The following is a 21,903-nucleotide window of genomic DNA, read 5'->3' as shown; positions in this document are numbered from 1 at the left end:
GGTCACTTCGTGACTTATATACCGGCTTCGCCCCGAGCCTCCCGATGGTCGGCATCAAGAATATTTCATCGCGACCAGCGGGAGCGCTAACCGGAGGGATATACCTGTCACGAAGTGACCGCTCCTCGCGCAGTGGGGCCGGCCGACAGGCCTTGAACGAAGACGCCTGGATCGCAAGGCTATGATGAGAAGCGTGTTGTTTGGCGAGGGCGTCTGGTTTGAGTGAGCTAGTGCAGGTTGCGGGGCCGCCTACGGAGCTGATCTTTGGGGATTGGTATCCGGCGCTGCGTGCTGGGGAGCTGCGGGAGGGCAAGACGGCGAAGGCGCTGCTGCTGGGGGTTCCGCTGCTGCTGGGGAGGAAGACTGGTGGAAAGCTGTTCGCGATGCGGGATCTTTGTCCGCACCGGGGGATTCCGCTTTCAGCTGGCTGGTTCGATGGGGAGACCGTGACGTGCAAGTATCACGGGTGGAGGTTTGAGCCCTGCAGTGGGCAGTGTAAGGAGATTCCTTCGCTGACGAGCCATGAGACGCTTGATCCGACGAAGATTTATGCGAGTGCGTTTCCTTGCGAGGAGCGCGATGGATTTGCGTGGGTGTATCTTCCTGCGCCGGGGACGGGGCGGGTGGGTGAGGCGTTGCCGGCGGTGCCGGAGGTGCCGAAGTTTTCTGCGAAGTTTCGCAGTGCGCACCTGGTGGCGGAGCTGCCTTGCAATGTCGATCATGGGATTATCGGGTTGATGGATCCGGCGCATGGGCCGTTTGTGCATCAGGCCTGGTGGTGGCGGAGTAAGGCTAGTATTCATGAGAAGACGAAGCACTTTGAGCCGTTGACCGATGACGAAAATGGCGGGAGGAACGCCGGGTTTCGGATGTCTTCGCATGCGCCTAGTGCGAACTCGGCGCCTTATAAGTTGCTGGGGGTATATGGCGAGCCGATTACGACGACGATTGATTTTGTGTTGCCGAATCGGAGGTACGAAACGATTCGGGCTGGGGAGAAGTGGTTTTCGAGTTTGACTACGGTGACGCCAATTACCGCGTCGACTTGTCGGATTGATGTGATGGCGGCTTGGAATGTTTTTTACCATGTGCCATTTGTAACTTCGATTGCTACGTTTTTTGGAGCGCGGTTTGTAAGGCAGGATCAGCAGACGATGGTGGAGCAGGCGGAGGGGCTACGGTTTCATCCGGGGCTGATGCTGATCGACGATGCGGATAAGCCGGCGAAGTGGTACTTCGCGTTGAAGCAGGCGCGACTGAAGGGGACGGGGGAGCATCCTTTGAGTGGGCCGGTTACTTTGCACTGGCGGAGTTAGTGCGTCGGGTCCTGCCGGACAGGCCCACTACGCGTGGGGCGGTCACTTCGTGACTTGTGTACCTTTACTTGGTTGGTGCGAGGCTTTGGGCCTTCCGTTGGTCGGCGGTTGGCACTAACGCGTAGTGCGGGCTATGGCTGCGCGGAGGGCGGGGATGCCGCCGTTGTTGATGGCGCCGTGGCCGCAGGCGAAACGCTCGATGGGGTAGGCTAGCAGCTTGTTGGCGGTGGCTACCGCGGTGGACTTGCTCCAGGTGCCTACGTTGGGGAAGAACCATGGGGGATAACCGCTGACGGTGACGTGGCCGAGGCTGGCGACGGCGTCTCCGGCGTAGAGGGTACCGTCGCGCTGGTCGAGGAAGGATAGGTGGCCGGGGATGTGGCCGGGAGTTTCGATGACGAGAAGAGAACCGTAGAGTTCGCCTTCGGTGAGGAGACGGGTGGGGCGGGCATCGATGCCGGGGAGACCGCCTCTGATCTCTTCGTTGGACTCGCCGGGTTGGAGAGATTTGTCGGGTGGTTTTTGCAGCAGAGGGAGGGAGCGGGTGTTGGAGGCGAACTCGACTTGCGTGGGGCCTAGTTTCGCCAGGAGGGCATCGACGGAGCCGACGTGGTCGACGTGGGCGTGGGTGAGGAGGATGCGGCGAATGGGAGCGCCGAGAGTCTTTGCGGCGGCGAGGATGTCGTCGTGGGAGTTGGAGAGGTTGGCGTCGATGAGTGTGAAGCCATCGGTCTCGCGGACGAGGTAGCAGTTGACTAAGCCGAGACGGGTGAGTTGAAAAGCATTGGCGGCGACCGGGGTGGTCTTCATGGTGAGTTTGATGCGTAGGGTGTCTGTGAAGACACCATTTGATAGATCACCTGGGGTGACATAGTATTTCCCCACACCTTCTAAAGGCCCGCTGTAGTGAGTGGAGTACTTCCTTCTTCCTCTGTTGTGGATCTCCTCGTCAAAATGAGATTCGAGTTCTGCGCGAGGTGGATCTCACAAGCCCGAGCTTCTAAGGAGAACTGATGCGGTGTGTGTCCAGAACTTTCTTTGCATGTGTTCTGTCTTTGTCTATGGCCTTCGCGGTCAGCCCGTTTGGACGGTGCGATATGTCGCAGCAGATGACGCCACTGCTGCTTACGGTTCATGATGCGCCGGTGCCATTCAAAGGTTCGGACGGTCTGGTGCACCTGGTCTACGAGGTGTGGCTCGCGAATATCTCAAGCGGCGAGGTAGATATACAAGATATCGATGTGATTGGTGACGGCGCGGTTCTGCAGAAGCTCGATGCAACGGCTGTCTCTCATCGTCTTCAGCCTGCGGGTCTGCGAGAATCCTCCGCAGTGCTTACTCGGGGCACTCAGTCGATACTTTTTTTGAATGTCATTCTTCCAAACGGAACTCCGATTCCGAAACAGCTTTTGCATCGGGTAAAGGCGAAGTACAGCGCTGCGCCTCCGGGACAACAGGAGATCGTCGAGAGCGGCGGCGCGACGACGCCGGACCTCCAGCCGGTTGTCCAGATCAGTGCGCCTCTTCGTGGGGATGGTTACGTCTCTGCTGATTCGTGTTGCGACTCCACGCGACACATGCGGGCAGCGATGCCTATCAACGGACGTGTGTATGTGGCTCAGCGTTACGCTGTCGATTGGGAGCAGTTGGATGCAGGCAATCGTATCTATTCAGGCCCACGAGAGAAACTTGAGAGCTATACGATCTTCGGAAAGCCTGTCTATGCGGTTGCGGATGGTGTTGTATCAGTTGCGATCACAGGCTTGCCCGAACAGACGCCTGGAAAGTATCCGGCGAATATTTCGATTGAAGAGGCTGATGGGAACGCGATCATTGAGGATCTTGGGGGGCATCACTTTGCCTGTTACGCGCACATGCAGTCGGCGAGCATCCGTCTTCATCCCGGGGATAGGGTGAAGCGTGGGCAGGTCATCGGCATGGTGGGGAACTCGGGTAATTCTGTGGCTCCGCATCTGCACTTTCATGTGATGAGTTCGGAGTTGTCGCTGGCATCGAACGGGCTGCCGTATCAGATCGATGAGTTCAAAGTTACGGGTGCGACGCCGGGCACGAAGGCTTTCGATGAAGCAGAGGAAAAAGGGGAACCAGTTACGATCACTCCCTTTTCACCACCGCAACTGGTGAAGGATTCGCTACCGCTTGATCAGTTGATTATTTCGTTGACGCCTCGGTAGAAATTAGAAGATGCTGACGCCTTCTTCTATGACTAGCTGATCGACTTTGATGTTCATGATCTCGCCTAGTTTTTTGAAGCCTTCTTTCCACTCGTCGGTCCAGTAGTTGTTGTCGCTGCGGCGGAGGAGATCGTTCCAGATGTTCTGGGCCTGCCAGATGCTTACCTCGAAGGGCATCTTGTGAATGGTCTCGGCGATTTGAAGGGCTGTGGGAAGAGCGTCGACGGCAGAGGGATCGCCTTCGGCAGCGGCTTCGAGGCGAATCATGGCGCGCTTCATGCGTTGGCCGGTGGTGTAGCCGAGGAGCGTTGTATTGAGTTCGATCTGGTCGGCGGTGGCGCGACCCAGGAGGGATTCGATCACCGCGGCGTCGAAGGTATCTGACTCGATGGCGTGGCGCAGGCTGGCGTTGATGGCGAAGCGGGCGGCGGTGGCGAGTGCGGGCGGGGCGGTCATGCCCGATTCGGTGAGGAAGTGGAGGAGCGAGGCGTGGTCTTCGTAGATCTTGCGGAGAGAGTCCTCCATCTCGGAGACGGTCTGGTTGAGGATGCTGGTCAGGATGCGGTGCTGCTCGTCGGCGAAGAGCGAGGTGAGGGAGTAGGCGGTCTCGCCGAAGAAGCGATCGATAAGGCGGATGACTTCGGGTAGGTTGGCGCGGCGGATGGCGGTGCTGATGTCGGAGGAGAAGGTGGCGAAGGCCTCGACTTCGGCGGGGTCGGTGGAGTTATAGGCTTTGACAGCGGCGGATAGGTTTTGATCGCCAAGATGGAGGACTGCGAAGCAGAGCTCTTCGCTCTCCTCGGTGATGCGGGAGTAGACGAGGGCGCGGCCGAGGGCGACGCGGCCGCGACCGGAGTTGAAGACCTCCTGGCCTTCGCGGTGGACGTCGAAGCAGAAGAGTTCGCCTTGTTCTGGATAGGCGCGGAAGATGGAGCTGATGGCGTAGTGGGCGCCGACCTGCTCGAGGCCGATCTTCATGTGGGTGACGTAGCGGCGATAAACTTCGGCCCCGTCGCCCATCTCTGGAACGTTGCTTTTGGCGCGTGCAAGGCGGGTAAGGAACTCGGCTTCGAGAGCTGTGCCGGCGGGGCCGAAGAGTTTGGCGGCGAGCTGGAGGACGCGGCCTGCGTAAGCGATGATCTGGATGGTTTCGATGCCGGAGATCTCGTCGAAGAACCAGCCGCAGCTGGTGTACATCAGCTGGGTGTGGCGTTCGAGCTCGAGAAGTTCGAGGGCGGCGACGCGTTCGTTTTCGGTGAGGGGACGAATGGCGTGATCGGCGAAGAACTTGATGATGGCAGCTGGGGAGCGGTCGAGGACGACCTGGATGTAGGCGTCGCGGGTGGTCCAGAGATCGTTGAAAAAGGACTTGGAGATTTGTTCGGCTAGAGGTGCGGTGGCGTCGCGGAGGTAGTCGAGGGCTTCGCGCAGAGGGGCGCGCCACTCCTGGTTCCATCCGGCCTTGCCGCCATTGCAGCCGCAGTTGGAGCGCCAGCGTTCGATGCCGTGGGCGCAGGACCAGGAGGTGTCTTCGGCTACTTCGGCTTCCCATTTGGGCGGGAATTTTTCGAGAAACTCGCCGTAGTTGGTCAGCTTGGCCTTGCCGCCTTCTTCGATCCAGTGCATGGCGTAGGAGAGAGCCATCTCGCCGTGTTTGTGATGGTGGCCATAGCTCTCGCCGTCGGTGGCTACGTGGGAGAGTTGGGCGACTTCGGGATCGCCGGGAGAGGCGGGGTGAAAGCCTGCGAGGAGGCGGCTGCCGAAGTTTTCGCCGCTGTTGAGGAGGCCTTCGAAGGCGATGGCGCGGGAGCTGGGGCCGTCATAGAAGAAGACGGCGATGGTGCGGCCTTCGTCGAGCTTGACGAGGTAGGGATGGGTGGGATCTACGTTAGCGTTGGGGGTCTGGATCCAGGTGTCTTCGCCGGGAGCGGCAGGGGATTTCGCAGCTGCGACGGGGTCGAGGTCGGGTTTGGAGGCCGTGGTTACGGGGGGCTCGAGGCGGCGAATGCGGGCGCACTGGAGGGGAGCGAGAATGGTGAATTTGATCCCCTCTTGTGCCATGAGGTCGAGGACGCTGCGGTTGACGGCGGTCTCGGCGAGCCACATGCCTTCGGGCTTGTGGCCGAAGCGGAACTCGAAGTCGGCGATGCCCCAGCGGATCTGGGTGAGGGCGTCGCGGCGGCTGGCGAGCGGCATGATGATGTGGTTGTAGACCTGCGCGACTGCCGATCCATGGCCGCTGTAGTGCTGGGCACTGACTTTGTCGGCATCGACGATCATGCGGTAGGTGCGGGGTGCCTTGTCTGAGAGCCAGCTGAGGAGGGTGGGGCCGAAGTTGAAGCTCATCCGCGCGTAGTTGTTCATGATACGGATGATCTCGTTTTGCTTGTTGGTGATGCGGGAGGCGCCGTTGGGGGCGTAACACTCGGAGGTGATGCGGTCGTTCCAGTCGTGGTAGGGGGCGGCGGAGTCCTGAATCTCTACGGTCTCGAGCCAGGGATTCTCGCGGGGCGGCTGGTAGAAGTGGCCGTGAACACAGACGAAACGGGGCGCTTCGACGGCGGAGGCAGAGATATCCGCCGTAGATTTTTTTCTGGGCGCCGGTTTGGCTTGGATCTTTTGTTTGGTCATGTGCCGTTCGAGATTTCTAGCGTTCATGTTTGTGAGATGCAAGGTTTCGATCTTTGGCCCCGTCGCCTAGTTTCTCAGATTTGAGAAGAGGTATGGGGCGGGGAGGAGAGATTCTCGTAACGCGAGAGCGCCCAGAGTGAAAAGGACAGGGTTGAAACGGAGAGGTAGAAGAAGGCGTATCGCAACTGGTCAGAGTAGAGGGCGAAGGTGACGACAAAGGGCGCAAGCAGGATGAAGGTCGTCACGCCGACAAGCAGGAAGAGGCGCGGGAGATTCATGGGAAGGAAAAAAGAGATGCAACTCACAAGGATTGCCAGCAGGGGAAGGGTCATCCGGGGATGGAAGGCGCGGGGGATGTAACGCAGCTTGAGGGAGTTTTGCTGAAGTTGTTGCAGGAAATTCACAAAAGGATGAGGGGCGAAGATGGGCAGAGTGACGGCGCAGGCTGCCACAAGAATCAGGAGGAAGAGTAGAGCGGTTCGGGTGCGGGAGGTGCGCTGCGAGGTGAGAGCAAGGAGGGGAATGAGAACCAGGGCGTAGATGATGCGGGAGGAGAGAGTGACGCCGAGGAACAGGGCGGCGGGAACGGAGGTATAGATCGATGTGCCAAGGGAGCTGTAGAAGAGAGCGATTGCGATGGCGACATAGAAGAAGTTTGTGAGGTAGTCGCCACCTGAGGTGAAGTCGCTGAGATGGCCGGGCGCGAGGAGTAGAAAGAGAGTGAGAAATAGGAGAGCGGTGGCGCGGTAACGGAAGAAGCGCAGGGTGAAGACGAAGAACAGAGCGAGCCAGAGGAAATTTTGCCAGGCGATGTGTCCGACCGCGAAGAAGGGGGCGGCGAGCAGCATCGCGCCGGGTAGAGGGGTGGGTGGATTTCCGAGGAAGGTTCGGGTGGAGTAGGGGTACTGGTGGTGACGGACTGCGTCGAGCTCGATGCGGAGTGCGTCTTCGCGGTCGGAGCCGCGATTGAGGGTGTGCTTGAGCGAGATGGGATAGAGCACCGCGAAGGCTGTTGTGAGAAGGAGAAAGAGGAGGATAAACCAGCCGAGGCCGATCTGAAGATGACGCCGGTTGGTGCGGTCGAGCCGTAGCATTGCGAGAACGATCCCGATAGAACCGAGTGTGATGGCGGCGGCTTTAGTGGAGGAGAGATACTTCCATAGCGGAGCGGCTGAAGTGAGTGTCCATGCCATGCAGAGGCTCACGATCAGAAGGGCTCGATGAAGCCGCTGATTCTGAGGCTGTTTGCTGTCTGATGTGATCTTGTCCGATGCGATCACTGCGGGGTGTCCTGCTTTTTCACGGCGAGATCGCAGGCTCGCCAGAGATACCAGCTTGCTATAGAGCACCAGGGCTGCCATTTTTTTGCACGGCGGTGCATGACGTCGGGTTTGGGCAGGTCCATCGGGGTGACTTTGTCGGTGGGTTTGAGCTTGCCGAACGTGAGAGCGAAGCCTTTGCGGACGCCGTAGTCGTCGACGGGGAGGACGTTGGGGCGGCCGAGGCGGAAGATCAATAACATTTCCACGGTCCAACGGCCTATGCCGCGTACTGCGGTGAGGTGCTCAATGATGGCTTCGTCGGGCATACGACGGATGCGGGCGAGGGTGGGGACGGTGCCGTCGAGGGTTTTGGCGGCGAGGTCGCGGAGAGCGAGGGATTTGTTGTGGGAGAGGCCGGCGGCGCGGAGTTGCTCGTTGGGGCAGTCTAGGAGATGTTGTGCGGCGAAGTGCTCGTTGCCAGTGACGGGGTAGAAGCTCTCTAGCAGGCGGCGATGGATGGTGGCGGCGGCTTTGCCGTGTAGTTGCTGATAGATGATGCTCTCGACGAGGGCTTCGAAGGGTGATTGGGTGCTGGAGACGCTGAGTTTGAAGGGGCCAGCGCGCTCGATGAGCTTGCCTAATTTGGGGTCGGCGGTAGAGAGATCGAGCAGGGCTTGTGCGACGTTGTAGCGAGGCGGACGTGGGGTGTGGAACGGGCGCGGCATGACACTGACGGTATCGCAGGAGGGGCGGGAAAGTCTCGTGCGCGATTAGCAGAATTCGGACTAACTTGGTTTGCATTTACAAGTCCGATACGTTTCGGGCAGGGTAGATGTTGTATTGGTTTTCAGCCGATGAACAAGCATGCACGAGATATTGTGCCGGCGGTCGCGAGTCAGGTTCGATAATCGGATGTTGCAGGAAAAAAATCAGTTGCGAGTGGTTGCAGATGAGTTGAGACATTCTTTTCCACTGCTATACTCTGAGTTTCGAGACAGGAATTTTTTCGGGGCACCTCCGATTGCGGACGCTCCAGCCGCCGGAGTATGGATCGCCCGGTAATTTGATAGCAGCAGTACCTAACCCTTGACAGCAACTTCTCAACCCTTAGCTCAGGTAATGCAGAGGAAGCAGGAACGTACTCATGGCGCAAGTTTTTGACCGCAGTTCGAACGCGCTGGCTCGATTCAGCCTGGTATTGACGGGCGTGATCGTCATTGCGCTCGGCGTAACCCTGGACCAGCTACAGCGATCACCGTGGGTGACGCGGCAGGGCCAGCGGCCAGATCAGCCGATACCGTTCAGCCACAAGCACCACGTTGAGGGACTTGGCCTCCAGTGCCAGTACTGCCATACGCAGGTGGAGAAGGCCGCGTATGCCGGTATCCCTCCGACCAAGACGTGTATTAACTGTCATGCGCAGATCTGGACCAATGCGGAGCTGCTTGAGCCGGTTCGGCAGAGCTGGGCGACCGGCGCGTCGATTCAGTGGATCCGGGTGCATGACCTGCCGGACTACGTTTACTTCAACCATGAGATCCACGTGAATAAAGGTATTGGTTGCGCGAGTTGTCATGGACGCGTGGACCAGATGCCGCTGATGTATCAGCAGAACACGCTGCAGATGGAGTGGTGTTTGAACTGCCATCGCAATCCGGCAGTGAACCTGCGGCCGACCAGTGAGATCTACAACATGGCGTGGGCTGGACCTTCGGGCGACAAGCCGGTGTGGTGCACGAGCACAGGAGTCGGAGCGGCTGGATCTGGTCCGACGGCGCAGAATGTAAGCTGCACGACGACCAATCCTTCGGGCAAGGGTCCTGAAGTGGCGATGCTACAGCTGAACACCGAGTTGAATGGGCCGACGTCGAGCGACGTGCCACCAATGGGGATCACGATGCCGGCGAGCTATCAGAAGTTTACGAATCAGATGGACCTTGGCAGATACCTGACTACTCAGTACCACATCCGCAATCCGGAGCAGCTGTCGAGTTGCGAGACGTGCCACCGATGATGAAGACGACTGGGAATGGAACTGAAGACACGATGGCTGAGATGAAAGCACCGGCAGGACAACCCGTAGTGGTCACGCAGATTGCTCCGGCGAAGATGACGCTGGCTGAGGTTCATGCCAAGCTGGACGGCAAGACGGGGCGACGCTTCTGGAAGAATCTGGATGAGCTGGCGGAGACGCCCGCGTTCCATGAGTTGATGGAGGAAGAGTTTCCGCGACAGGCTGGCGCAGGCGAGTGGGTCGACGCGGTGAGCCGGCGTGGATTTCTGAAGGTGATGGGCGCGTCGCTCGCGCTGGCGGGACTGGCCGGATGTACGAAGCAGCCGGATGAGCCGATCTTTCCTTACATCAAACAGCCAGAGGATTTGATTCTCGGCAAAGCGATGTACTTTGCGACGGCTTATCCGTTCCCGACGGGTGCGATTCCAGTGCTGATTAAGTCGGACTCGTTCCGCCCGATCAAGGTCGATGGAAATCCCGAGCACCCGATGTCGAAGGGCAAGTCGGACGCGTTTACGCAGGCGACACTGCTTGATCTGTATGATCCCGATCGATCGCAGCATGTTCTGCATCGCGGGCAGGTTTCATCGTGGGGCGAGTTTCAACAGGCGTTTGCGACGGCTGCGAAGAAGACTTCGGGCGGACAGGGTATCTATTTCCTGAGCGAGACGATTACTTCGCCTTCACTGGCGGCACAGTGGAAGCAGGTGCAGGCGGTGTATCCGCAGGCGAAGCTGGTGCAGTGGGAGCCAGTGAACCAGGATTCTTCGCGCGCGGCTTCGAAGGCTGCGTTCGGCAGCTACACCGATGCTCAGTACAAGCTCGAAGAGGCGGATGTCATTCTTTCGCTCGATGCGGATTTCCTCGGGGGGATTGGGCATCCGGGGTTCCTGCCGCTGGCGGCTGGATATGCCGAACGGCATCGGTACGAAGAAGGCAAGCCGATGAATCGGCTGTACGTCGTCGAGACGATGCCGACGGTGACTGGATTCAAGGCAGAGCATCGTCTGGGATTGAAGCCGAGCGAGATTGCGACCTTCGCGTTGGCGCTGGCGAATGGCGCGGCTCCGCAGGGTGCAACCGCTGAGCAACAGAAGTTTTTTGCGGCGTTGAGCGCTGACTTGAAGAACAGCGGCGGTAAGTGCGTGGTGATTCCGGGAGAACAGGCTTCGCCGGCGGTACATGCGGCGGCTTATGCTCTGAACTCTTCGCTGGGTGCGGTCGGCAAGACAGTCATCTATACCGAGACTGTGAATCCGATGCCAACCGACCAGCTGGCAGAGTTGAAGTCGCTGGTTGCCGATATGAAGGCCGGCAAGGTGCAGTGGCTGGTGATGTTAGGTGTCAATCCGATCTATTCAGCTCCGTGGGATCTGGGTTTCCGCGATGCGTTTGAGAATGTTCCGGTGACAGTGCAACTCGGAGCGCATGTGGATGAGACGGGAGCGATCTCGAACTGGCATATCAACAAATCGCACTACCTCGAGAGCTGGTCGGATGCGCGGGCGTACGACGGAACGATTACGATCATCCAGCCGATGATCGATCCGATGTATCAGGGCAGGTCGGCTCATGACATGTTGCAGGCGCTGCTGGCAGATCCGCAGCAGTCGGCTTACGACGTTGTGGTGGCGAACGCGAAGACTTACATCAAGGGCGATTTCGCGACCGGGTGGCGTAAGGCGCTGCATGATGGTTGGGTAGAAGGAACGGCGTTTACGGCGAAGGCTGGCGGTGCAGGTAAGAGCGCGATGGCCTCCTTCCCAACACCATCTGGGACGAACGGTCTGGAGATCTCGTTCCGGCCTGATCCTTCGATCTATGACGGTCGTTTCGCGAATGTGGGCTGGTTGCAGGAGTTGCCGAAGCAGGTAACGAGCCTGAGCTGGGATAACGCGGCGATCATGAGCATCAACACCTTGGCTGACTTGAAGCTTGACGAGTCTGATCCAGTGAAGATTACGCTCAATGGTCGTGAAGTGATTGCTCCGGCGATGATGATCCCAGGCCATCCAGACGGCGTGATCACGGTTCACCTTGGATTTGGCCGCGGCGTTGAGGCTGGTCGTGTAGCTCAGGGTGTCGGCTTCGATGCTTACCAGATTCGTATCGCGGATGAATTGCTATTCACCTCAGGTGCAACAGCGAAGAAGGTTCCTGGAACGTACGATCTTTGCATTACGAAGGTTCATAACATTGAACATCGCGGCAGCTTCGCACAGCATGATCTGGAAAAACCGCTCTCTGATAAAGATGGCGTGTATTCGCTGGCTGGGCATGAGGCGGAGGAGCGGTCGATCATCCGGTATGCGACTTTGGATGAGGTCAAGAAGAATCCAAACTTTGCGCATGAGGGTGGCGCGAGCGGAACGCTCATCGACAAGGTTGGATATTCGCCGCAAGGTGAGAAGGTGCCGCACGATAACTCGTTCTTCCCGGACAACTGGAACTACGAGAAGCAGGACCCGTCGACGTTGAAGATTCAGAACGCGTGGGGAATGGCGATCGACTTGAACAGCTGCATCGGTTGCAATGCTTGCATCGTGAGCTGCTATGCGGAGAACAACATTCCGGTGATTGGCCGCGAGCAGGTGAAGGTTGGGCGCATCATGCAATGGCTGCGCATCGACACTTACTTTGAAGGCGATTTGCATGCTCCCAAGGCGCACTTTCAGCCGATGGCTTGCCAGCACTGCGAGAACGCAGGTTGCGAGCAGGTCTGCCCGGTAGGCGCGACAGTGCATACGCCAGAGGGGCTCAACACGATGGTCTACAACCGTTGCGTGGGAACCCGCTACTGCTCGAATAACTGCCCGTATAAGGTTCGCCGGTTCAACTTCCTGCTGTACTCGGACTACGACACGGAGAGCCTGAAGTTCATGCGCAATCCTGATGTCTCGGTGCGTTCACGCGGTGTGATGGAGAAGTGCAGCTACTGCGTTCAGCGCATTGAGCAGGCGAAGATCACGGCGGACAAGGAAAATCGCGAGATTCGTGACGGCGAGATCGTGACGGCATGCCAGCAGGCCTGCCCGACCAACGCCATCACGTTCGGCAATATTAACGACAAGGCGAGCAAGGTGGCAAAGGCCAAGGCTGAGGAGCGCGACTACCAGGTACTCGCTGATCTCAACTTCCGTCCGCGTACCACCTACACGGCCGGAGTCATCAACCCGAATCCGGAGCTGGCATAAATGGCGACCAAAGGACCCATGCAAGACCCGATCGTCGATCCCATGATCGACCCGCGTACTGGCGAGTATGCGGTTATCGCGCCGGGCCATAACTTCAAGTCGGTAACGCAGAAGATCGCCGGAATCGTGCTGACGTCAAACACCCCGTTGGGGTGGTTCTTTGGCCTAATTGTGGGCGCAGGCGTTGCGCTGGGCGTTGTGATCGGATGCACCTGGCTATTTCTGAAGGGCACTGGAATCTGGGGCGTCACGATTCCAGGCGCGTGGGGATTCGCCATCATCAACTTTGTGTGGTGGATTGGTATCGGCCACGCGGGTACGCTGATCTCCGCGATTCTTCTGTTGTTCAAACAGACATGGCGAAACTCGATCAATCGGTTCGCGGAAGCGATGACGATCTTTGCGGTGGTCTGCGCTGGAACCTTCCCACTGATCCACGTTGGCCGTCCGTGGCTGGCCTACTGGCTCTTCCCTTACCCCAACACGATGAATGTGTGGCCGCAGTTCCGCAGCCCGTTAGCGTGGGACGTGTTTGCGGTTTCGACGTACGCGTCGATCTCGATCATCTTCTGGTATATCGGTATGATTCCCGACTTCGGGACTCTGCGTGACCGCGCGACGATGCCGGCGGCGAAGTATTTCTACGGGATGCTGTCATTGGGTTGGCGTGGTTCGACCCGGCACTGGATCCGATATGAGTCGGCTTCCCTGCTGCTGGCGGGTCTTTCAACGCCACTGGTGCTCTCGGTACACACGGTCATCAGCTTCGACTTCGCGGTGGCGGCGCTAGCTGGCTGGCACACAACGATCTTCCCGCCTTACTTCGTTGCCGGCGCTGTGTATTCAGGTTTTGCGATGGTGCTGACGCTGGCGATTCCGATCCGCAAGTTCTACCACATGGAAGACCTAGTAACGCTGCGGCATCTGGACAACATGGCGAAGGTCATGCTGGCGACGGGTTCGATCGTGGCGTACGGGTATGGCATGGAGGTCTTCATGGCGTGGTTTTCGGCCAGCCATTGGGAGTTCTTCATGATGTGGAATCGTATGTTCGGGCCGATGGGCTGGGCGTACTGGATCCTGATCCTGACCAATATCGCGATTCCGCTGACGACGTTGTGGTCGCGGAAGCTTCGGGTCAACGTAACGTTCCTGTTTATCCTCTCGCTCATCGTGAATACGGGCATGTGGTTCGAACGCTTCGTCATCGTTGTGACGAGTCTCTATCGCGAGTATCTGCCTTCGAGCTGGGGAACCTATCGCGCGACGAAGTGGGATTACATGATCTACGTGGGAACGATGGGACTGTTTACCTTCCTGTTCTTCCTGTTTGTCCGGTTCCTGCCGATGATTCCGATGTCTGAAATTCGAATGATGCTGCCGCAGACCAAGGTGACGCGCGGCGGGCCCGATGCTGAAACGGTCAGTAAGGAGACAGTCTAATGCCCGCCCGCGAAGGAACTTACGGATTGCTGGCCGAGTTCAATACGCCGAGCGAACTAGTGCATGCCACGGAACAGGCGCGCCATGCGGGCTATCGCCGTATGGAGTGCTACACGCCCTACCCGGTGGAGGAGGCAGCCGAGGCGCTGCACTTCCACAAGACGCGTGTGCCGATGGTGTGCCTGATCGGCGGCTTGATGGGCGTGACGACGGCGTTTCTGATGGAGACCTGGATCAATGTCTGGGCTTATCCGCTGAATATTGCTGGCCGGCCATTGTTTTCATGGCCTGCGTTTATTATTCCGGCTTACGAGTGGACGATTCTGTTTGCCGGGTTTTCGGCGGCGCTTGGAATGATTGCGCTGAACGGTCTGCCACAGCTTTATCATCCGGTCTTCAACGCGCCGAACTTTAGAAATGGCGCGACGACCGACAAGTTTTTCCTGTGCATTGAGGCGGTCGATCCTAAGTTCTCACTCGCGGAGACGCGGACATTCCTCGAGCAGTTCCCTGCGGTTTCCGTGGTGGAGGTGGATCATTAATACGCAAGTGAGATTGACATCCCGACGGTTTGCATTCGCTGCGGCGGCTATGTCGTTGCTGGTCGCAGTGGGCTGTCGCCAGGATATGCACGATCAGCCAAAGTTCTTCCCCCAGCGCGGCACGGATTTTTATGCGGATGGCCGCTCGGTGCGCCCGCAGGTTGAGAACACGGTTGCACGGAGCCAGCTGCGTGAGGACTCCTACTTCTATACGGGCCTGGTCAACGGTAAAGAGGGTGATGGTATGCCTTTCCCGGCGACGATGCAGGTGCTGGAGCGTGGACAGGAGCGTTACAACGTTTACTGCACGCCATGCCACTCGCGTGTGGGCAATGGGATAGGGATGATCGTGCAGCGCGGCTACTCGAAGGCTGGCAGCTTCCATTCAGCCCGGCTTGAGAGCGCGCCGCTGGGACACTTCTTTCATGTGATCTCGAACGGCTATGGCTCAATGCCAGACTATTCGTCGCAGATCGCGCCGGCGGACCGCTGGGCCATTGTGGCGTACATCAAGGCTTTGCAGTTGAGCCAGAAGGCGACTCAGGCGGATGTTGCGCTGGGGGCTCACGTTGAGCCGCTCGCAAGCATCGCAGAGCGGGAGGGCTTACCCGCCTCTTTTGCGAACGAGTGGGTGTTGCCGCCGACAGCTGTGACCGGCACACCCGACAATGGACTGTATGTGCTTCCGGTTCCCGGAGCTGCGGGAACGACTCCTGTCACACCGTCTCATAACAACGCAGTTGCTCCGGCCGCTGGATCTGCCGGACAAACCGAACCGAAGCAGTAACCTCGGAAGCTTCCGAACGAAGGCTTGAAACGCATGTCATCTGGACACGAACATAACGGAGAAGCGGGCGGCCACCACGGCCACTATGGGCCGCGCGTGTTGCCTGCATCGCTAGCTGCACCGGAGATTCTCTCCGCATGGCGGATGCGTGCGCTGATCGTCTTTGTGGTCGCAACGATCCTGTCGGCTTTCTTCGCCTTCAGCCATGAGGGAAAGAATCACATCCTTCGTGCCTACTTATTGGGCTACATGATCTGCTTCAGCTTTGCCGGTGGTGGACTGGCGATGCTGATGCTGCAGTATGTCAGCGGTGGTAAGTGGGGTTTGTTGCTACGGCGGCCGCTCGAAGCGATGACACGCACGATCTGGCTGGTGGGGCTGATGTTCGTGCCAATCATCTTTCTGTGGAAGCATCTATATCAGTGGGCTGCGTTTCCGACTGCCAGCGCGGTGGCTCAGGCATTGTCGAATCATGCAGTGACGCTCGAGCAGGCGATGACGCTGAACGCGAAGCGCGCTATGTTGAATCCTGGCGCTGCGATCTTTCAGACGTTTTTGATCTTTGCGATCATCGGCCTGTTCGCGTTCCTTCTCAATAAGTGGTCGCTTCAGCGCGATGCCGATCCCGAGCGCGGTACGGAGCCGAGTTTTGACCGCTGGCGGGTGAAATTTGAGAATTTGAGCGGCATTGGAATTCTGATCTACGTTATTCTCCTCACCGATGGCGCGATTGTTTGGATCAAGTCGCTGGATATTACCTGGTACTCATCGATCTGGGGCTTACAGTTCCTGGTTGGTCAGGGCTATGCGGTGCTTGCACTCGGCATTCTTACGGTGATTCTGCTGTCGCGATTTGAGCCGATGAAGACGATGTTGAGAGCGACTGAGCAGCATGATCTGGGCAAGCTTGCATTTGCCTTCGTAATGCTCAACATCTATCTCTGCTTCGCCGAGTTTCTGATTATCTGGTCAGGTAACGTGCCGGATGAGATTCCCTGGTATCTGAATAGAATTCATGGCGGATGGTGGTATGTCTGCTCTTTGGATTTCATCTGCCACTGGTTGATTCCCTTCTGTCTGCTGCTGTCGCGCGATTTGAAGCGGAACAAACAGAAGATGATCTGGCTGACGTGTTTCATGATCTTCGCGCGCTGCCTCGATATGTTCTGGCTGATTGAGCCGAACTTCGCGGATGCTGCGGGGAATCTGCACATCGCTGGCAATATTGGAATTCTTGCCTACATCACTGTTCCCGTGGCTGTGATTTCTTTGTGGGCCGCTTATTACATGACCCAACTGCAAGCACGTCCTTTGCTCAACGTGAATGATCCTCACGTTGAAGAGATGCTGGAGCCAGAACATGCCCACTAATGATCACGAGATGCATCAAACGCCAGGACCACACGACGCGCATTTACGAGACGACGATTCGCCGGGCTACGAAACGACCGACGTCAACGCCGGCGGCGTGGCTGTATTTTTGGCTGGCCTGTTCGGATTTGTGCTGGTCTTCTTTGTCTTTTGCTTTGTGATGGGTAAGGTCATCAATTCTGCGATCGAGAAGTCGGATGGGCCGACAACAAAGTGGAACAAGCTGTCTGCGTTTGCCGGGGCGGAGACGACCAATGGCAAGCGGCAAGATCTTGCCAGCAACCCTGAGATGCAACAGAAAGAGTTCCAGCAGATGACGTCGACCTTCCCGGAACCTCGCCTTGATATTGACGATGGCAATCAGGCGACGGCGGACATGCATGCGAGGGAAGATCTCCTGCTGAGCTACTACAGTGTCACTCCGGCGGAGACCGGGGGGGCGATTCGGATTCCAATTTCACGTGCGATGGAGTTGATCGCGCAGCGCGGGTTGCCGGTCAATAGCCAAGCTGCCTCGGCTACCGTCGAGATGGCAGGGGACGAAAAATCGGTTGTCCAGGCGCCTTTGACCTCGGGGTTTGCCCGGACCGGCTACGAACTTGAGGTCATCGAAGCACGAGAGCAAAAAATGTCCTACGGCAAAGCTGAGGCTGCGACGCAGGCGGAGCTTGCTCCAGCGAAATAATAGATTTGCCGAAGCGATTTAGCATAGAGAAGAGACGATATGTGGGCAGGGCGAACAATTCGGGGTGGATGGCAGGCGGCGATTCTTTGCGGCGCCCTGCTGTGCGCTCCTGTGTTCGCGCAGGTCTCAAGCTATGGGGAGAAGCAGAGCGGCGAAAATGCAGGCGACCAGTTGCCGCAGGTGCTCCAAAAGGTTGGGGTCTCGCAGCATTTGAATCAGCAACTTCCATTGGATGCGTCATTTGTGGACGACACGGGGAAGACTGTCAGGCTAGGGGACTATTTTGGGAAGCACCCTGCGATTCTTTCGCTGGTCTACTACAACTGTCCGATGCTGTGTTCGGAGGAGCTGGATGGCCTGACGGGCGCGCTTGAGATGGTCAAGCTGACGCCGGGCAAAGATTTTGATGTGGTCATTATCAGCATTGATCCGAGTGAGACTCCGGAGACTGCAGCAGCGAAAAAAGCTTTCTATGTCAAGCGTTACGGGCGTCCGGAGACCGCTGCCGGCTGGCATTTCCTTACGGGCCAGAGACCGGCAATCGACGCGGTCACAAATGCAGTCGGTTTTGGGTACGTCAAGGTTCCAGGGCCCGATGGAAAGCTGACGCAGTTTGCGCACGCCAGCTCAATCGAGATTGTTACGACCGACGGGAAGTTGGCTCAGTACTACCTAGGAGTTGAGTATTCGCCGAAGGACATGCTGCTGGGGCTGATCGACGCTTCGGGCAATAAGATTGGGTCCCCCGTGGCGAATATTTTGACTTATTGCTATCACTACGATCCCCAGACGAACAAACATTCCCTGATCATTGCGCGCGTTGTGCAGTTCGGGGGAATGGTAACGGTGGCAGGTTTAGGTGGCTTCATGTTTTTGATGTTCCGTAGAGATGTCAACCCAGCGCGCGAACACGACCTGACGAAGAAAGAGAACGGATAAGGGTAACGATGCATATTAGTCCAGTCCTGTGGCAATTTTTGGTGAAGTGGCTTAACGCTTCGGCGCTTTTCCCGCGCGAGGCGTCGACCATAGCGCCCTACGCTGACGCGCTCTACTTCTTCCTGCTGTTGATCACGGTAGTCGGCCTTGCGCTGGTGGGCGCACTTATCTTCGGTTTCTCGATCCGCTACCGTAAGGAGAAGCACCCCGTGGCTGTTCAGGTGGAGGGCTCGACTCTGCTTGAGGCGACCTGGACCATCATTCCCCTGGCCCTGTTTCTGATTGTGTTTGTGTGGGGTGCGCTGCTGTACTTCAGGATCTACAATCCTCCGACAAACGCGATGAATATCTACGTGGTCGGCAAGCAGTGGATGTGGAAGGCAGAGCACCCGGGCGGACAGCACGAGATCAATGCGTTGCATGTGCCGACTGGCGTTCCTGTGCAGTTGACGATGATCTCCCAGGATGTGTTTCACAGCTTCTCTATTCCCGACTTTCGGGTGAAGCGTGAGGTGATTCCGGGACGCTACTCGACGGTGTGGTTTCAGGCGACGACTCCGGGGACCTACCATATCTTCTGTACGCAATATTGCGGGACAAACCACTCTGCGATGATTGGCGAAGTTACGGTGTTGACTCCGGATGATTACGCTAAGTGGACGCAGGAGTCGACGAGCGGCATGTCACTGGCACAGAACGGCGAGCGGCTCTTTGCCAGCATGGGCTGCAACGCTTGTCACTCGGGAAGCGCGGCTGCACGTGGACCGAACCTTGCGGGGGTTTACGGATCGAAGCTGCAGTTGACAAATGGCTCGCAAGTGCTGGTCAACGACGCTTACCTGCGTGACGCAATTCTGAATCCGTCGCAGCATATTACGGCTGGATATGCGCCGATCATGCCGACCTACCAGGGACAGATTAGTGAAGACGGCCTAATCGACCTGGTTGAGTACATCAAAGCTATGCAGAACAACTATCGTGTGCAGCAGACGCTGACCACGTCAACGTCGAACCAAGCGGCGCCGACAACGCCAGGGATGGTGAAGCCATGAGTGCAACAAGTCACACAATTGTCAATTTGCCTGATCAGAGAACGGCTACGATTCCCAAGCGCAATTATCTGAACAATGAGGACGGGCTGCTCAGCTGGCTGTTCACCGGCGATCACAAGCGCATTGCGATCCTGTATCTCATCTCGATCACGTTCTTCTTTTTCATCGGCGGTGCGTTTGCGGGTTTGATACGCCTCGAGCTGCTGACACCTCAGCCTGATCTAGTAGCTTCGGACACTTACAACAAGTTTTTCTCGATGCACGGCATTGTGATGATCTTCCTCTTTCTGGTGCCTTCGGTGCCGGCAACGCTGGGGAATTTTCTGATACCGATCATGATTGGTGCGAAGGACCTGGCGTTCCCGAAGGTGAATCTGCTGAGCTGGTACCTGTACTGGATCGGCGGGTTGTTCACGATGGCGGCGCTCGTTCTCGGCGGCGTGGATACGGGGTGGACGTTTACGACTCCTCTTTCGACCCACTATCTGAACACACACGTGGTGACAGCTGCCACGGGAGTTTTCATTATCGGGTTCTCGTCGATCTTCACTGGATTGAATTTCATTGTCACGCTCCATCGGATGCGGGCGCCAGGGATGACTTGGTTCCGGTTGCCGCTTTTTTGCTGGTCGAACTACGCTGCGTCGATTCTGATGGTGCTCGGTACGCCGGTGTTGGCGATTACGCTGGTACTGGTTGCGCTCGAAAGACTGGTTGGAATCGGGGTCTTCGATCCGACCAAAGGTGGTGATCCGCTGCTGTTCCAACACCTTTTCTGGTTCTACTCGCATCCTGCTGTGTACATCATGATTCTTCCAGGTATGGGAGTGATCTCTGAAGTCATCAGTACGTTTAGCCGTAAGCGGGTCTTCGGTTATACGGCGGTTGCGTTCTCGTCCGTAGCGATCGCGCTATTTGGTTTCTTCGTGTGGGCTCACCACATGTTCATCATGGGCGTGTCCAACTATTCGGCCCTGGTGTTTTCGCTCTTGACGATGCTAGTTGCGGTGCCGTCTGCGATCAAAATCTTCAATTGGGCGTTTACGCTCCAGAAGGGTTCTATCACGTTCGAAACGCCAATGCTCTACGCATTTGGATTTCTGGGACTCTTCACGATCGGCGGCATGACGGGAGTGTTCCTCGGCGCGCTGGGCATGGACATTCACCTGACGGAGACATATTTCATCGTTGCTCACTTTCACTTTGTGATGGTGGGCGGGATGCTGATGGCGTTCCTCGCGGGTATTCACTTCTGGTGGCCAAAGATGACAGGCCGCATGTATCCAGAGTCGCTTTCGAAGCTTGCGGCGGTCACGACCTTTATCGGATTCAACTTGACCTTCCTCCCGCAGTTCATTCTTGGCTACCTGGGGATGCCGCGACGCTACCATGCCTATCCGCCTGAGTTCCAGGTATTGAATGTTCTTTCAACAGCGGGAGCGACGGTGCTTGGTGTTGGTTATATGCTCCCACTGCTTTATCTGGGTTGGTCGCTGAAGTACGGCGCGATTGCCGGTAACAATCCATGGCAGGCTACCGGTCTTGAGTGGCAGATTCAGTCGCCGCCGCTGACCGAAAACTTTATCGAAACGCCGGTCGTTGATCATGAAGCGTATGACTACGAGTGGCTCGAACACAAGACTGCACAAGAGGTGACGACCGTTGGATAATGCGATCGTAGCTACGCGTCCCCATTCGCATGAGACTGCAGTTGCGGCAGAACATGAACACGTTGTTCTTCCGCAGCACCGTCATCACTTTGAGACGAAAGAACAGCAGCGCGAGGCCGCCACGTTTGGTATGTGGTTGTTCCTGCTCACCGAAATTATGTTCTTCGGTGGTCTCTTCTTCGCGTACCTGTTGTATCGCAATTGGTACCACGATGCGTTCGTCGTCTCTTCCAATCAGCTCAGCATCCCTCTCGGTGCAGCTAACACGGCGATCCTAATCAGCTCTGGCTTTTTCATGGCGCTGGGGGTTTGGGCGGCAGAGGTTCAGAAGAAAAGCCTTCTGGTTCTTTTTCTTGTTCTCACCACTGTTTTTGGTGTGGCCTTTCTCGGGATTAAAGGTGTCGAGTATCACGAGAAGTGGGAGAAGCACCACATCCCTGGCTCCCACTTCGACGTATCGGAGTTCATTAATCCTCCGATAAATCCCAAGACTGGCAAGCCAACAGAGACCCCGCTGGCGCCTGATATGGCGCAGAAGACTCAGGTGTTCTTCTTCCTATATTTTGCGATGACTGGGATGCACGCATTCCACATGATTCTCGGTATTGGGCTATTGTTCTGGCTTACCTGGCGGGCGAATCGAGGGGAGTTCTCTGCGGGATATGTTGCGCCGATCGAGAACTTCGGATTGTATTGGCACTTCGTGGATATCGTCTGGCTCTTCCTGTTCCCCTTGCTCTACCTCATCAACCGACACCCCGGCTACTAGCCGCGACTGCAGTTGCAGCTTCGCTGGAAGGAG

The 21,903-nt window shown here is 57.3% G+C and carries 17 protein-coding genes; 13 read left to right on the top strand and 4 right to left on the bottom strand.

All coding sequences use genetic code 11. The features are described 5' to 3' along the window. Window positions 1-218: 218 nt before the first annotated feature. Complete coding sequence (locus tag HDF14_RS24860) at window positions 219-1,316, top strand: Rieske 2Fe-2S domain-containing protein (protein ID WP_183981450.1); 1,098 nt, start codon at window positions 219-221, stop codon at window positions 1,314-1,316. A gap of 114 nt (window positions 1,317-1,430) precedes the next feature. Here the strand turns inward: HDF14_RS24860 and HDF14_RS24855 are convergent, their stop codons facing one another. Beyond that, window positions 1,431-2,201: an MBL fold metallo-hydrolase gene (locus HDF14_RS24855; RefSeq protein WP_313899689.1), complete on the bottom strand. Its 771-nt coding sequence runs from the start codon at window positions 2,199-2,201 to the stop codon at window positions 1,431-1,433. 212 nt (window positions 2,202-2,413) lie between these two features. Between HDF14_RS24855 and HDF14_RS24850 the strand changes: the two genes are divergently transcribed. Continuing rightward, window positions 2,414-3,511: a M23 family metallopeptidase gene (locus HDF14_RS24850; RefSeq protein WP_183981449.1), complete on the top strand. Its 1,098-nt coding sequence runs from the start codon at window positions 2,414-2,416 to the stop codon at window positions 3,509-3,511. A gap of 3 nt (window positions 3,512-3,514) precedes the next feature. Here HDF14_RS24850 and HDF14_RS24845 read toward each other — a convergent pair whose 3' ends face one another. The 3 genes from HDF14_RS24845 to HDF14_RS24835 form a co-directional block, all read right to left on the bottom strand. Next, window positions 3,515-6,142 (bottom strand): DUF3536 domain-containing protein, encoded by a 2,628-nt coding sequence (locus HDF14_RS24845; protein WP_183981448.1) that lies wholly within the window; start codon window positions 6,140-6,142, stop codon window positions 3,515-3,517. Between the two features lie 74 nt (window positions 6,143-6,216). Further along, window positions 6,217-7,335: a hypothetical protein gene (locus HDF14_RS24840; protein WP_260698571.1), complete on the bottom strand. Its 1,119-nt coding sequence runs from the start codon at window positions 7,333-7,335 to the stop codon at window positions 6,217-6,219. 83 nt (window positions 7,336-7,418) lie between these two features. Then, complete coding sequence (locus tag HDF14_RS24835; protein WP_183981447.1) at window positions 7,419-8,129, bottom strand: DNA-3-methyladenine glycosylase family protein; 711 nt, start codon at window positions 8,127-8,129, stop codon at window positions 7,419-7,421. Window positions 8,130-8,548: 419 nt separating this feature from the next. Here HDF14_RS24835 and HDF14_RS24830 point away from each other — a divergent pair, with 419 nt between their 5' ends. From HDF14_RS24830 to HDF14_RS24780, 11 genes are read left to right on the top strand one after another with little or no spacing between them, the layout of a single operon-like run. After that, entirely contained in the window at window positions 8,549-9,418 is an 870-nt protein-coding gene (locus HDF14_RS24830) for a cytochrome c3 family protein (protein WP_183981446.1), read from the top strand. Next, window positions 9,415-12,612 carry a TAT-variant-translocated molybdopterin oxidoreductase gene (locus HDF14_RS24825; protein ID WP_183981445.1) on the top strand — a complete coding sequence of 1,066 codons (3,198 nt, stop codon included), beginning with the start codon at window positions 9,415-9,417 and terminating at the stop codon, window positions 12,610-12,612. The genes HDF14_RS24830 and HDF14_RS24825 overlap by 4 nt, the downstream gene beginning before the upstream one ends. Next, on the top strand, window positions 12,613-14,055 hold the full coding sequence (gene nrfD / locus HDF14_RS24820; protein WP_183981444.1) for an NrfD/PsrC family molybdoenzyme membrane anchor subunit: 1,443 nt from the start codon (window positions 12,613-12,615) through the stop codon (window positions 14,053-14,055). Then, window positions 14,055-14,597 carry a DUF3341 domain-containing protein gene (locus HDF14_RS24815; protein ID WP_183981443.1) on the top strand — a complete coding sequence of 181 codons (543 nt, stop codon included), beginning with the start codon at window positions 14,055-14,057 and terminating at the stop codon, window positions 14,595-14,597. The genes nrfD and HDF14_RS24815 overlap by 1 nt, the downstream gene beginning before the upstream one ends. Window positions 14,598-14,604: 7 nt before the next feature. Next, a complete protein-coding gene (locus HDF14_RS24810; RefSeq protein WP_313899688.1) occupies window positions 14,605-15,384 on the top strand; it encodes a c-type cytochrome in 780 nt (259 codons plus the stop codon). Window positions 15,385-15,417: 33 nt separating this feature from the next. Continuing rightward, the gene (locus HDF14_RS24805) at window positions 15,418-16,755 is read left to right on the top strand and encodes a hypothetical protein (RefSeq protein ID WP_183981442.1); all 1,338 of its coding nucleotides are present in this window, start codon (window positions 15,418-15,420) and stop codon (window positions 16,753-16,755) included. Continuing rightward, complete coding sequence (locus HDF14_RS24800; protein ID WP_183981441.1) at window positions 16,745-17,440, top strand: hypothetical protein; 696 nt, start codon at window positions 16,745-16,747, stop codon at window positions 17,438-17,440. The genes HDF14_RS24805 and HDF14_RS24800 overlap by 11 nt, the downstream gene beginning before the upstream one ends. A gap of 39 nt (window positions 17,441-17,479) precedes the next feature. Next, window positions 17,480-18,379 (top strand): SCO family protein, encoded by a 900-nt coding sequence (locus HDF14_RS24795; protein WP_183981440.1) that lies wholly within the window; start codon window positions 17,480-17,482, stop codon window positions 18,377-18,379. 8 nt (window positions 18,380-18,387) lie between these two features. Continuing rightward, window positions 18,388-19,431, top strand: coding sequence for a cytochrome c oxidase subunit II (gene coxB / locus HDF14_RS24790; RefSeq protein WP_183981439.1), 1,044 nt, complete (start codon window positions 18,388-18,390; stop codon window positions 19,429-19,431). Further along, window positions 19,428-21,101, top strand: a complete 1,674-nt coding sequence (locus HDF14_RS24785; RefSeq protein WP_183981438.1) for a cytochrome c oxidase subunit I — start codon at window positions 19,428-19,430, stop codon at window positions 21,099-21,101. Before coxB ends, HDF14_RS24785 begins: the two co-directional genes overlap by 4 nt. Continuing rightward, window positions 21,094-21,870, top strand: coding sequence for a cytochrome c oxidase subunit 3 (locus HDF14_RS24780; RefSeq protein ID WP_183981437.1), 777 nt, complete (start codon window positions 21,094-21,096; stop codon window positions 21,868-21,870). The genes HDF14_RS24785 and HDF14_RS24780 overlap by 8 nt, the downstream gene beginning before the upstream one ends. Window positions 21,871-21,903: the final 33 nt, after the last annotated feature.

This window comes from Tunturiibacter gelidiferens (assembly GCF_014201335.1).
Classification (GTDB): Bacteria; Acidobacteriota; Terriglobia; order Terriglobales; family Acidobacteriaceae; genus Edaphobacter; species Edaphobacter lichenicola_E.
This window is presented reverse-complemented; position numbering and strand designations above follow the sequence as displayed.